Raw genomic sequence first — 12,805 nt, forward strand, 5'->3', positions numbered from 1 at the left:
ATTAAGCTCAATCCTTAATGAAACTTAATGCCTTAATGGTAAAACTTTTTTGACACTGATAATAAATATTTTTCACCATTAAGAAATAAAGAAAAACTAAGCTTAATCCTTAATGAAACTTAATGCCTTAATGGTTAAACTTTTTTGACACTGATAATAAATATTTTTCACCATTAAGAAATAAAGAAAAATTAAGCTCAATCCTTAATGAAACTTAATACCTTAATGGTAAAACGTTTTTTGATACTGATAATAAATATTTTTCACCATTAAGAAATAAAGAAAAATTAAGTTTAATCCTTAATGAAACTTAATGCCTTAATGGTTAAACTTTTTTGACACTGATTGTAAATCTTTGCTCCCGACGCTTCGGGATTGCGTAAATCATTGCGCTCTTTGCGGTTAAACAAAATATTAAAATAAAACACAATGGAAATAATAGGAACACCTAAAATGAAAGTAGAAGTTTGGAGCGACATCATGTGTCCGTTTTGCTACATTGGAAAACGAAATTATGAAACGGCTCTTAACAAATTTACAGATAATAAAAACATCGAAATTGTTTGGAAAAGTTTTCAGCTTGACCCAAACATTCCAGAGCATTTTGATAAAAAAGAAAATGTTTACGAATATCTTGCTAACAGAAAAGGAATTAGCTACGAAGATTCAGTAAGAATGCACCAAGGAGTTGTTCAAACTGCAAAAAACGCAGGATTAGAATATAACTTTGATAATGCTGTTGTTGCAAACTCTTTCAACGCACACCGAATGATTCAACTGGCAAAAACAAAGAGACTTGGTGATCAAGCCGAAGAACGTTTGTTTTATGCTTATTTCACAGAAGGAAAAAACTTTGGAGATCCAAAAGTTTTAGAAGAATTAGGAAAAGATATTGGTTTAACTACCGAAGATGTAAAACTATCTTTAACAGATAATCAATATGCCGATAAAGTAAAAGGTGATGTTCAGGAAGCACAAGAACTTGGGATAAATGGAGTTCCGTTTTTTATCTTTAATCGTAAATATGCTATTAATGGCGCACAAGCTCCTGAAACATTTTTACAAACATTAGAAAAATCATTCACAGAATGGAGAAAAGATAATCCTGCTACAAAATTGGATATAATCGACGGTCAGTCTTGTACTCCCGATGGAAATTGTATGTAAAACCAATTTAGCTAAAAATCATATAAATAAGTCTTCAGTTTTAAATCAAAGCTGGAGACTTATTATTTTATAGATAAGTCAATGCATTTGAATCTAATTCATTAAATTTATTCTTCTAAAGTAAAACTTCAACTTTGATCTTTTCATTTAAATAAAATTCTAAATATGAATAATAGTGATAAAATAAGAAAAGTTGCCATTGTAGGATACAACAGAATTCCTTTTGCAAGAGCAAATACTGCTTACGCAAAAGTAGGAAATCAAGATATGATGATTGCTGCTCTTAACGGATTAATAGAGAAACACAAGCTACAAGGAAAACTACTTGGTGAAGTTGCTGGTGGTGCAGTTATCAAACATACATACGACAGTAATCTTATAAGAGAATGTGTAATGAAAACGGCTCTTGATCCTGCTACTCCTGCTTGCGATTTGCAACAAGCCTGCGATACAGGAATAGAAAGTGCCATTTATATAGCCAATAAAATAGCACTCGGGCAAATTGAATCTGGAATAGCTGGTGGAGTTGACTCTATAAGTGATATACCCATGGCGGTAAGCGAAAATTTGAGAAAGATATTGCTTGATGCGCGAAAAGAGAAATCATTGGGAGGCAAAATAAAACAGTTTTTTAAACTTCGTCCAAAAGATTTTACTCCTTTAGTTCCTAGAAACGAAGAATCTCAAACGGGACTTTCTATGGGCGGCCATACAGAAATTACAGCCAAATACTATAAAATTTCAAGAGAAGACCAAGACAATCTAGCGCTAGAAAGTCATTTGAATATGGCAAAGGCTTATGACGAAGGTTTTTTTGATGATATGATTACTCCTTTTCAAGGACTTAATAAAGACAATAATTTAAGAAGAGATAGTACTATAGAAAAACTAGCAAAGCTTCCTCCTGCATTTGATAAAGTAAATGGAACACTTACTGCTGGTAACTCTACTCCTCTTACCGATGGAGCGTCTTGCATACTTTTGGCAAGTGAAGAATGGGCGAAAGAACAAGGACTTCCTATCCTCGCCTATATTACTTTTGCTGAAGTTGCCGCCATAGAATATGTAAAAAACCAACAGAATCTTTTATTAGCTCCTTTGTTTGCAGCAAACAGAATGCTCGATAAAGCTGGATTAACGTTACAAGATTTTGATTATTATGAAATTCACGAAGCATTTGCAGCACAAGTTTTAGCATCATTAAAAATTTGGGAAAGCCCTGAACTCAGCAAAGAAATAGGATTAAAGAAATCTCTTGGTGCAATCGACAGAAATAAACTTAATGTAAAAGGAAGTAGTCTTGCTGCAGCACATCCTTTTGCCGCTACTGGCGGAAGAATAATTGGTGTAATGGCAAAACTACTTAACGAAAAAGGTTCTGGAAGAGGCTTTATATCTATTTGCGCAGCTGGCGGACAAGGAATAACAATGATTATTGAAAAATAAAACAAATGAAAAACACACAACAAATTGCTCAAATATTCTTAAGACTGGCTTTAGGAATTGGTTTTATATTACCTGTAATGGATCGTTTAGGAATGCTTGGCGCTCCGGGAGAACCAAATGTTGGTTGGGGAAATTGGGCTAATTTTGTAGATTATACCAACTCTTTAATGCCTTATCTCAATCATGATATTGCCAACGTAATGGGAATCATTGCAACGCTGGCAGAGGTTTTATTTGGTGTGCTACTAATTATTGGTTTTAAGACCAAATTATCTGCTTATGGTAGCTTTGCATTAACGTTATCTTTTGCTTTAAGCATGCTTATTTTTGCTGGATACAGAGCGCCATTTAATTATTCGGTATTTACAGCAAGTGCAGCTTCTTTGCTATTAGCTTCAATTCCTGTTTATAATTGGAGTATCGACAAATTACTATCTAAAATGAAATTAATCGTTTTATAAATTAACTGCACTTTGTCATTGGAATCTCTTTTTGTTTATTTTTAAAAAGATGATGTGAATTAAAAACAAGTACCGAGATAAAAATGATTCCGTATGATAAAATTTGCAACGGTCCGCTTTGCTCATGATATACAAAAGTCGCCAACCCAAAAGCAATCATAGGATTAATATTTAGTAACATTCCTACTGTAGATGAGTTAAGACCTGTAAGTGCAAATAAGTTTAGTAATAATGGGAAAATAGTGAAGCCCAAAGCAATTATTTCGATACATAGATAAAAGTTAAACTCCGTTGGAATTGGTCCACTATATGCAGGGAAAAATGGCAATAAAAACAATGCCGATAAAGTGATATGAAAAGTAAGCACAATAAATTTATCAAATCCAATATTTACTCTTTGGCTAACTAAATAACTCGCATAAGTCAGACCTATTACGATACTAAAAACCATATCCATTATATTAGCATACGATAAAAGCAAACAGCCTGTTACGCTTAATCCTACTGATATCCATTGCGTTTTAGAAAGTTTTTCATGCAAAATAAAATAAGCCAACAATGTGGTTAAGATTGGGCAAACTAAGTAAGCAAGTGATGTTGCCTTAACGCTCACATGATTCATTACATAAATAAATGTAAACCAGTTGGCTGTTAAAAATATACTTCCGCCAATATTTAATAAAATGGTTTTACGCTTTTTTGAGAGTGGCAATGCTTTAAAAGTTTCGATGGCATCTTTTACTCTTTTTCGTTTAAAAAGAAAGGTTATCAGCAACAATAATATACTACAACTAAAAACACGGTAGAACAAAATGTCTAAAGAAGCATAAGAATGTATTGGTTTTAATACCAGACTAAAAAAACCCCAGATTGTATATGCCGTAATGGCTGCCAAGTAATATTTTGTGCTTTTCATGGGAACTTTTATTTACATTTTGTAATACAGCAAATTTCTAGAAAATAAAATAGCAATACAGATACAGTTTTGTTAAATTGCAGCGCAACAGTTATCATTTTTAAAATGAAAAATACCAACTATTTATATTTACAATTTGCCGATCGTATTGAGAAACAGATAAAAGCAGGTCTTTTTAATGTTGGCGATAAACTTCCATCAATACGAGAGGTATGTGCCGAAACTGGATACAGCATGAGTACAGTAAGCAAGGCATATTACGAAATGGAAAGCCGTTCTCTTATAGAATCCAGACCACAATCTGGCTATTATGTAAGCAACATTTCGGCAAGAGTAATTGCTGAACCTACACCAAGTAGCCCGATAATAAGTTGTGCCAATATCGAACGGGAAGATTTAATAGACCTTGTTTATGGCAGTATGATGGATAAAAATGTAACTATGCTTTCTTTAGGATTTCCATCTAATGAGCTTCTTCCTATTACTAAATTAAATAAAGGAATGATTCAAGCCATGCGACAGTCGCCTAATAGTGGCACTTGCTATGATGAATTACAGGGAAATCTTAATCTAAGGAAAGAAATTGCCAGATGGTCATTTACCTGGGGAGGCACATTAACCGAAGATGATGTAATTACAACATCTGGTTGCATAGGAGCTATATCGCATTGTTTAATGACATTGACTAAACCTGGCGATACTATTATTACAGAAAGTCCTGTTTATTTTGGAATCTTACAACTAGCAAAATCATTGGGTTTATACATAATGGAATTGCCTACTAATATGACGACAGGAATAGAACTTGACGCTCTGAAAAAAGCACTTGCAACCAAAAAAATTACCCTTTGTTTATTAATGAGTAACTTTAGTAATCCATCAGGAAGCATGATGCCTGTGGAGCATAAAAAAGAAGTGGTTCGATTAATGGAGCATTATAATGTACCGCTTATTGAGGATGATATTTATGGTGATATGTATTTTGGAACTAGCAGACCAACCAATTGTAAAACTTATGACGAAAGCGGAATCGTACTTTGTTGCAACTCTGTATCTAAATCTCTTGCTCCTGGTTATCGTGTAGGATGGGTTTCGCCTGGAAAGTTTAAAAAAGAAATATTACGTACCAAGCTTTATCATACCGTATCTGCTACCACTATTACACACGAAGTAGTTGCTGATTTCCTCAAAAATGGAAGGTATGAAAATCATCTTCGAAAAATACGCCAAATTTTGCATCACAACAGTATTAATTACATCAATACCATTTTGGAATCTTTCCCAGCAGGAACCAAAGTGAGTCAGCCACAAGGAGGATTTTTTCTTTGGCTAGAATTAGATAAAAAAATCGATACTGCCGTGTTTTATCAAATAGCCATGAAACATAATATTAGCATTGCACCAGGAAGAATTTTTACTTTTCAGGATCAATTTTGTAACTGCATGCGATTAAGTTTTGGGTTACCGTGGAGTAATGAACTACGACAATCTATACAAACATTGGGTATGTTGGTTAGTAAAATTTAGATTAAAATATTAACCGTAAAATTTGCAAACTGTGGGAGAAGATTTAACCATTAAGACATTAAGTATCATTAAGAGTTAAGCTTAATTTTTCTTTATTTCTTAATGGTGAAAAACTGTAGCAAAAATTTAACCGCAAAGGTCACAAAGGTTTACGCAAAGGTCGCAAAGTTTAAATCTGTAGTAAAAAGTCTAACCATTAAGTCCGTAAAGATTTAAAAAATCCGTTTTTATCCGCGTCTTTGCTTTGGCAAATCTGTGTCATCCGTGTTCCATTATAGACGATGCAGGAAATCTATTTAATCTTTATAATCTGTGGGAAAACTCTAACCGCAAAGATTTTAAAAATCTTTTTTTATCCGCGCCTTTGCTTTAACAAATCAGTATCATCCGTGTTCCTTTGTAGGCAATAATTGCTAGTAAACAGCACCTAAAATAATATTTCTAAAACTTTTATTAAAAAAATTAATTCTCCACATACCGATTGGTATTTATTTATTATTTTTGTTCCGTAATTTATTCGAAAATCAATCAGCCCCATGAATACTTCGGAATTTATACTAGACAGAGTTGCTCCTATTTTTAACAAACAGGGATATATTGGTACGAGTTTATCAGATATTACTAATGCAACTGGACTGACAAAAGGAGCAATTTATTGTAATTTTGCAAATAAAGAAGATTTGGCTCTAAAGGCTTTCCAACTTAATGTAAGTGTAGCTATAATACCATTATTTAAACTAATTGCTACCACAGAAGGCAGTATTAATAAATTGTACACAATAACCAATTATCATCGTAGTTATTATGATCTGGTAAAAGACAGAGGTGGCTGCCCTATGCTAAGAGTTGGAATTGATACAAAATTTGTTAATCCGTTATTATTTAAAGCTGCCGAAAAACTATCTCAAAAGTTTATTTATGGATTAACTGATATTCTAAACGAAGGAATTGAGTCGAATGAAATCACTCCAAATATTGATGTAAAAAAATATGCTCAAATAATTTTATCTCTAATCGAGGGAAGTTCGCTTTTATCGTTTACCCATAATGACGAAACCTACATAAACAATGCAATGGATTGTATTGATAACATAATAATAGAAACTATTAAAAAGTAAAAAATTTTAACTCCCTATATACCAATTGGTATGCAGTGTAATTTTAAAAGAAAATGGAAAAAGTATTAAAGACAAAAAGAAAAATCAGATTTCAGGATTGTGACCCATTCAATCATTTAAACAACTCAAAATATCTAGAATATTTTATTAATGCCCGTGAAGACCAAATCGCTGAGCATTATGGATTAGATATCTTTAAACTCATGAAAACATCAGCTTTAAGTTGGGTGGTTGCATCTAACCAAATAAGCTACATGAGACCAGCATTTACAATGGAAACTGTTGTTATAGATTCGCAATTAATTCAATATACTGATAACGTATTATTGGTAGAAATGAAAATGTGGAACGAAGACGAAACGGAACTAAAAGCTGTTCTTTGGATTAAATTTATTCATTACAGTTTTCAAACAAAAAAAGTAGCAAATCATGCTGATGATTTAATGCGTTTATTCCAAGCAGTTGTAGTTCCTGTTGAACAAACTGTTTTTGAAAATCGTTATATGGAAATAATAAAGAAGTTGAAAGAACATGCCTAAATTAGAAACTGTAGAGCAATTTATCTCGATGGTAGAAGCCAACGAGCATGATAAAGCGATCGAAAGATTTTATACCGAAGATGCATCTATGCAAGAAAACCAAGCGGAACCTCGTGTTGGTAGAGATTTTCTTGTTGCCAATGAGAAAAATGTACTTTTGAGAGTAAAATCATTAGTTTCTAAATGTATTCGTCCTGTTTTTATCAATGGTGATTTTGTAGTCATTCAATGGTATTTCAAATTTGAGTGGAAAGATGGAACTTCTACGGAAATCGAAGAAATGACGCATCAAAACTGGGAAGGAGAACTCATAAAGAAAGAACAGTTTTTTTATGATCCAAAACAATTCATCCCTGTTTAACAGTTTTACTAAACATAAATTTTGATACGATTTATTTAAACCATTAAGAGATTAAGAAAAGTTAAGTTCTTAATCTCTTAATGGTTTGTTTTTTTCTTACCGTTCAACACAAACTTGTCATTTCGAAATAGCATCAGATTATGCGCCCTTCGACTCCGCTCAGGGTGACAAAATTGTGTTAGTTTCTTGCGGAGACCCTTCGTTCCTCAGGGTGACAAGATTGTCTAATTCCTTGCGTTGACCCTTCGACTCCGCTCAAGGTGACAAAATTGTGGTTAATCTGTGTGCAATTATACACAGCTATATAAATTAATAATCAACAACTGATCATTAATAATTACCCCAATATTGGCGCAGCAAGACAACTTTCGGGAATATCAAATGCATTTACTAAAGCAACAGCATCAGGTCTTATATCCCAACAAAGCTGGTTAACCATTTTACGGATTGCTTTTGTTTTTACCGCTTCCATATATCCATCTTCAAGATACCAACCTTTATTTTTTTCGATTTGAGCTAGTGCATACAAATGGCATAATTTCGATAGAATCTCTTTAACATTTGTATCTTTAACTGTTTCAATAGCAATTTGAAACTGCTCCAAAACGATTCGTTCCAAATATGCCTGAGCGACATCTATCATTTGATGTTGCACCACATTAAACGCATCATAAGGCTCGAGTCCGCTGTCGATAAGTTTTTTTATTCGCTTTGCAGCAGATGCTAAAGTCGTTTTTTCTCTATGCTGAAAAGCTAATAAATGAAATTCATTGTCAAGCAAATGAGCATCTTCTATTTTTCTGGTGGCAATTGGATTTTTTTCAGAAATAGCCGTTTTTGCATTTTCAAAAACATAATTTACGATTCCCAGTGCTCCCATTTCGCCAAATGATTTTCTGAATTCAGATAAGCGATTTTTTGCTACCAATTGCATTAATACCGTATTATCACCTTCAAAAGTGGTGTAAATTTCTGTATCATTTTTTAAGGCATCGATTCTATTTTCAGATAAATATCCTTTTCCTCCACAAGCTTCACGACATTCTTGCAAAATATCTCTTGTGCTCCAAGTTGAGTATGATTTCATTCCTGCTGCAAGTGCTTCAATTTCCTGCATTTCGGATTCTTTCTTATTCAGGAATCGATTCGTAAGGTATTGCAAAGCAAAATGTACTGCATAGGTTTTTGCCAGTTGCGGAATCAAACGGCGTTGATGCATACGATAATTTAAAATCGGAACTTCCGAACCTCCTTCTGGTCCAAACTGTCGGCGTTGATCACTATATCTAATTGTTATTGCCAGTCCAGATTTGGCTGCAGCCAATGCCGAACGCGGAATTCCGATACGTCCGCCAACTAATGTTCCAAGCATGGTAAAAAAACGACGGTTATCACTCGGAATCGGGCTTTCGAATTCGCCTTTCTCATTTACCGAAGCAAATCTATCCAGCATATTCTCTTTTGGGATAACCACATTATCAAAACTTATTGTTCCGTTATCCACCCCATTCAATCCCATTTTATGTCCACAATCTCCAATTGTAACACCTTTTATATTTGTACCGTTTGTGTCTCTTAAAGGCACTACAAATGCGTTTACACCATAATCAACTTCATTGATGATTAGTTTTGCAAATACAGTTGCCATTTGTCCGTGTACAGCTGCATTACCAATATATTCTTTTTGTGCGTTTTTGTTCGGCGTATGAATTGTAAATGTTTGATCGTCGTGATTGTAAGTAGCTGTAGTTTCAAGCCCTTTTACATTCGAACCATGATGTGTTTCGGTCATGGCAAAACAACCGGGTAATTTAAGCGAACCTATATCTTTTAAATATTTACTATAATGTTTTTCTGTTCCCAATGATTGTAAGCTCATTCCCCAAAGCCCGAATTGTACACCAAATTTTATTACCAAGCTTAAATCGTGATAACTCAGGGTTTCCATAATAGCAAAATAATCAGCTATATTTTCTCCTCCGCCATATTGCTTTGGATAAGCCATATTACCAAAATTTTCTTTGGCAAGGATTTTACACCATTCATATACTTTTGCACGATACACATTAATATCTGTAGAAGTTTCATAAGCAAATTCAGGTTTACTAATAACCGTTTTTACTCTTTTTATAATTGCCGCTTGTTCTCCATCCAGAATCTCTGTTAGTTTTGTAGAATCAAAACTGCTTTCTGTTTTATAATTTGAAGTCAGAGAAGTTGCTGTTTTTTTGAAAGTACCAATGGCTTCCTGTCCAAAAACTCCAAGATCATTTTCTAATTTTGTAAAAACAGGTTCTAGCTCTTTAAGATTTTTATCATCTCCCGAAAGGGCAACAACAATATCGTATATGGATTTAACAGACTGTTTATCCTGAATACTTTTCTCTATTTCTAGTTTCCAACTAGTAAGTTGTTCTCTTGATGGTGGTACCGAAATATCTATTTTAGAAAGCAATTCTTCTCTCTCTTCTTTGGTAAGCCAGTTTTGTGAGCGAATAAATTCTTGCAACGTAACGAACTCTTTTTGGGTTAAAAGATCATCCGACCAAACAAGGTAAAAAAGAGGTATAAAGGATTTGAGTCTTGAGTTTTCCATAGTAATCTTATTTTTTAACTTTTGTTAAATTAAAGAATTTTGTTAACTAAAGTACGTTAAGGATGTCATAATTAATTTTATTTAGTGATTTATATGAAATGTTAAAGAAATAATTCTGTGTGAGAAATAGTTTATTTTGTATCTTCGTTAATCAGGTGATGCTCAGTACTATTTTAAACTTCAACAAAGATTTTATGAAAAAAAGTATTCTATTGCTTATTACATTCTTTTTCGTATCTACCTCTTATTCTCAAGTTTTAATTTCTATGGTGTTTGGAGACAAACTAAACTCTCCTTTTCTTGAGTTTGGTCTGGAAGGTGGTGTTAATTTATCAACCATTTCTAATCAGGAAACCACTGGTTCGAACATCGGGTTTAACCTTGGTTTTTATTTTGATATCCATTTGAAAAAAAGTCTAAACTGGATGGTAAATACTGGAGTTATTGTAAAATCTCCAATGGGAGCTCATGGTATACCAGTGTATTCTTTAGAAAACGAAACCTTAGATAATACTTTTGAAGGTGGATATGTGGATAGAGAAATTCGTTATTTTAATGTCCCGATTTTAATTAAATATAAATTTGACAACAATATTTATGTCAAAGCTGGCCCTCAATTTGGGCTACTAAGTAAAGCTTTTGATAGATTTAGAAACAAAATTGACGGTGATAACGTAATCTACAAAAACGATATTAAAGATCAGGTACGTGTCATAGATGCTGGTGTCGCCCTTGGTTTAGGATATCGTATAACTGCAGGAAATGGTATAAATGTTGGGATGCAATATTATTATGGTTTGGTTCCTGTAATGAAAGGAGATGGACCTAACCAATACAATCGTTCTCTTTATTTAACAGCTGCATTTCCAATAGGAAAAGGTAAAGCTGCCAAAAGAGCCGCTGAGAAAAAAGCACTCGAAGAAAAAAATGGCATTCAATCTAAATGATTTTGGTGAAATACAAAATGTAATTAATTGTGTAAACTAAATTGTTCTTTATATTTTATAATATGAATAAAATCAAACACAAATTGCACCAATTATCACGAACTGATTCGTGAAAATTGGCACAATTTGCGGTGAAAAACAATTTGATATTAGCTTTAGAATTTATCCATTTACTTTAGCATTCATCATTTTGCTAACAATATTAATCACTGCTTTTCTAGGTAATAATCTTGGCAAAAATGATTGTAAATAGTTTGTAGTACCAACTATTTTAAAGCTTTTGTTTTTTAATAATGCCGAGATTCCTTGTTTGGCAACTGTTTCTGGAGTATCTGCAGCCATTCCTTTAGTATTTGCTTTTGCGACTGATTGAAATCCTGTAGTAGTATTCCCTGGGCAAAGTGCTGTAATCGTTACTCCTCTTTTAGAATATTCGCCATATAATGCCTCTGAGAAATCCAATACAAATGATTTACTTGCACAATATGTTGCAACATAAGGACATGGTTGTAGTGCCCCTGTTGAAGCCACATTTATGATTCCGCAATCCCCTTTTTTCAGCATATCTGGTAATACGAGATGGCATAATTTTACAAGAGCATTAATATTAATTTCAATCATTTCGTCATAATCTTCCATACTTTCGTCAAGAAAATTTACCCATTTACCAAATCCTGCATTATTTACCAATAAATCTACCGACAATCCAGCTTGTTTTATTTGATTATACAATTTCTGCGGAGTGTCTTTTTGCAAAAGATCACCAGTAAATACAGTCACTTGCACGTTATGTTCTTTTGAAATTTTATGAGCTAGAATTTGTAGTTTATCTTCTGATCTGGCTGTTATGATAAGATTTACTCCTTGCTTTGCTAATTCATAAGCAAATGCTTCGCCAATACCAGATGAAGCTCCGGTAATAAGTGCGGTTTTGTTTTTTAGTGTTTTCATTTCTTTAATTATTATCTGATACAAAATTCAGTAATAACCAAAGCAATCTACTTAACGTATGTTAGGAAATTATCTGTTTCCTAATTCGGCTTAAACTCTCTGGTTTAATTCCTATAAACGACGCTATATATTGTAGTGGAACATTTTGGATCATAGCAGGATTATCTTTTACTATTTTTAGATAACGCTGTTCTGCTGATAAAGCAACAATGTCATTGGTTCTTTGCTCATTATAAATTAAAGATTTTTCGTAAATGATTCTAGCAAAATCTGCCCACTTTTGGCTTTTATTGCATAATACATCAAAATCCTTTTTTGTAATTCGTAGTACTTCGCACGCAGTTATACATTCGATATTATCTACAGCAGGAGTTCCTGTTGCAAAACTATTAAAAGAAGTAATAAATCCCGAAGGACAATTAATATGTGTTGTAACTTGATTGCCATTCTGGTTATAAAAAACTCTAATAAAACCCGAGTTGATAAAATATAAATACCGAGCTACCTTACTCTCATTTTCTAAAATTTCTCCTTTACTACAACTTACTGGCTCAAAGAAATTTTCGACCAATATAACATCTGAATTATCGATAGCAATAATCTCTGCTACAAGCTCAAGTAGTTTTGTGTACATGAATTACATTGGTTTTATAAGTTCCTGCAAAGCTACAAACTCTTTCTGAGTTAAAAGATTATTAAAAGTGCAAAGGTTTTTTTTAAGGTGCAAAGGGACAAAGGTTACTTTTACTCTAAAAAAATAGAATATATTAGTATCT

12 protein-coding genes are annotated in these 12,805 nt (G+C 33.1%); 8 read left to right on the plus strand and 4 right to left on the minus strand.

The window, feature by feature from the left end; all coding sequences use genetic code 11:
* The first annotated feature begins 429 nt into the window (after positions 1–429).
* From OA93_RS20045 to OA93_RS20055, 3 genes are all read left to right on the plus strand, one after another.
* Positions 430–1,167: a DsbA family oxidoreductase gene (locus tag OA93_RS20045; RefSeq protein ID WP_052259538.1), complete on the plus strand. Its 738-nt coding sequence runs from the start codon at positions 430–432 to the stop codon at positions 1,165–1,167.
* Between the two features lie 165 nt (positions 1,168–1,332).
* Positions 1,333–2,613 carry an acetyl-CoA C-acetyltransferase gene (locus OA93_RS20050; RefSeq protein WP_039115707.1) on the plus strand — a complete coding sequence of 427 codons (1,281 nt, stop codon included), beginning with the start codon at positions 1,333–1,335 and terminating at the stop codon, positions 2,611–2,613.
* A 5-nt stretch (positions 2,614–2,618) separates the two neighbouring features.
* Positions 2,619–3,074 (plus strand): DoxX family protein, encoded by a 456-nt coding sequence (locus OA93_RS20055; RefSeq protein WP_039115708.1) that lies wholly within the window; start codon positions 2,619–2,621, stop codon positions 3,072–3,074.
* Between the two features lies 1 nt (position 3,075).
* Here OA93_RS20055 and OA93_RS20060 read toward each other — a convergent pair whose 3' ends face one another.
* Positions 3,076–3,990, minus strand: coding sequence for an EamA family transporter (locus OA93_RS20060; protein ID WP_039115710.1), 915 nt, complete (start codon positions 3,988–3,990; stop codon positions 3,076–3,078).
* A 105-nt stretch (positions 3,991–4,095) separates the two neighbouring features.
* Here OA93_RS20060 and OA93_RS20065 point away from each other — a divergent pair, with 105 nt between their 5' ends.
* The 4 genes from OA93_RS20065 (at position 4,096) to OA93_RS20080 (ending at position 7,535) form a co-directional block, all read left to right on the plus strand.
* Entirely contained in the window at positions 4,096–5,517 is a 1,422-nt protein-coding gene (locus OA93_RS20065; RefSeq protein ID WP_039115712.1) for a PLP-dependent aminotransferase family protein, read from the plus strand.
* Between the two features lie 536 nt (positions 5,518–6,053).
* Complete coding sequence (locus OA93_RS20070; RefSeq protein ID WP_039115714.1) at positions 6,054–6,635, plus strand: TetR family transcriptional regulator; 582 nt, start codon at positions 6,054–6,056, stop codon at positions 6,633–6,635.
* 53 nt (positions 6,636–6,688) lie between these two features.
* The gene (locus tag OA93_RS20075; protein ID WP_039115715.1) at positions 6,689–7,174 is read left to right on the plus strand and encodes an acyl-CoA thioesterase; all 486 of its coding nucleotides are present in this window, start codon (positions 6,689–6,691) and stop codon (positions 7,172–7,174) included.
* A complete protein-coding gene (locus OA93_RS20080; protein WP_039115717.1) occupies positions 7,167–7,535 on the plus strand; it encodes a nuclear transport factor 2 family protein in 369 nt (122 codons plus the stop codon). The genes OA93_RS20075 and OA93_RS20080 overlap by 8 nt, the downstream gene beginning before the upstream one ends.
* Positions 7,536–7,872: 337 nt before the next feature.
* Here OA93_RS20080 and OA93_RS20085 read toward each other — a convergent pair whose 3' ends face one another.
* Positions 7,873–10,131 (minus strand): acyl-CoA dehydrogenase, encoded by a 2,259-nt coding sequence (locus tag OA93_RS20085; RefSeq protein ID WP_039115718.1) that lies wholly within the window; start codon positions 10,129–10,131, stop codon positions 7,873–7,875.
* 194 nt (positions 10,132–10,325) lie between these two features.
* Between OA93_RS20085 and OA93_RS20090 the strand changes: the two genes are divergently transcribed.
* Positions 10,326–11,078 carry a porin family protein gene (locus OA93_RS20090; RefSeq protein WP_039115845.1) on the plus strand — a complete coding sequence of 251 codons (753 nt, stop codon included), beginning with the start codon at positions 10,326–10,328 and terminating at the stop codon, positions 11,076–11,078.
* Between the two features lie 162 nt (positions 11,079–11,240).
* Here the strand turns inward: OA93_RS20090 and OA93_RS20095 are convergent, their stop codons facing one another.
* The gene (locus OA93_RS20095) at positions 11,241–12,029 is read right to left on the minus strand and encodes an SDR family oxidoreductase (RefSeq protein ID WP_039115720.1); all 789 of its coding nucleotides are present in this window, start codon (positions 12,027–12,029) and stop codon (positions 11,241–11,243) included.
* Between the two features lie 61 nt (positions 12,030–12,090).
* A complete protein-coding gene (locus OA93_RS20100; RefSeq protein WP_039115722.1) occupies positions 12,091–12,663 on the minus strand; it encodes a Crp/Fnr family transcriptional regulator in 573 nt (190 codons plus the stop codon).
* Positions 12,664–12,805: the final 142 nt, after the last annotated feature.

Origin of the sequence: Flavobacterium sp. KMS (assembly GCF_000813005.1) — a bacterium.
Classification (GTDB): domain Bacteria; phylum Bacteroidota; class Bacteroidia; order Flavobacteriales; family Flavobacteriaceae; genus Flavobacterium.

Excerpts from the sequence above, each read along its gene's own strand:
- OA93_RS20045 (WP_052259538.1), top strand. The coding sequence starts at position 430 with ATGGAAATAATAGGAACACCTAAAATGAAAGTAGAAGTTTGGAGCGAC.
- OA93_RS20050 (WP_039115707.1), top strand. The coding sequence starts at position 1,333 with ATGAATAATAGTGATAAAATAAGAAAAGTTGCCATTGTAGGATACAAC.
- OA93_RS20055 (WP_039115708.1), top strand. The coding sequence starts at position 2,619 with ATGAAAAACACACAACAAATTGCTCAAATATTCTTAAGACTGGCTTTA.
- OA93_RS20060 (WP_039115710.1), bottom strand. The coding sequence starts at position 3,990 with ATGAAAAGCACAAAATATTACTTGGCAGCCATTACGGCATATACAATC.
- OA93_RS20065 (WP_039115712.1), top strand. The coding sequence starts at position 4,096 with ATGAAAAATACCAACTATTTATATTTACAATTTGCCGATCGTATTGAG.
- OA93_RS20070 (WP_039115714.1), top strand. The coding sequence starts at position 6,054 with ATGAATACTTCGGAATTTATACTAGACAGAGTTGCTCCTATTTTTAAC.
- OA93_RS20075 (WP_039115715.1), top strand. The coding sequence starts at position 6,689 with ATGGAAAAAGTATTAAAGACAAAAAGAAAAATCAGATTTCAGGATTGT.
- OA93_RS20080 (WP_039115717.1), top strand. The coding sequence starts at position 7,167 with ATGCCTAAATTAGAAACTGTAGAGCAATTTATCTCGATGGTAGAAGCC.
- OA93_RS20085 (WP_039115718.1), bottom strand. The coding sequence starts at position 10,131 with ATGGAAAACTCAAGACTCAAATCCTTTATACCTCTTTTTTACCTTGTT.
- OA93_RS20090 (WP_039115845.1), top strand. The coding sequence starts at position 10,326 with ATGAAAAAAAGTATTCTATTGCTTATTACATTCTTTTTCGTATCTACC.
- OA93_RS20095 (WP_039115720.1), bottom strand. The coding sequence starts at position 12,029 with ATGAAAACACTAAAAAACAAAACCGCACTTATTACCGGAGCTTCATCT.
- OA93_RS20100 (WP_039115722.1), bottom strand. The coding sequence starts at position 12,663 with ATGTACACAAAACTACTTGAGCTTGTAGCAGAGATTATTGCTATCGAT.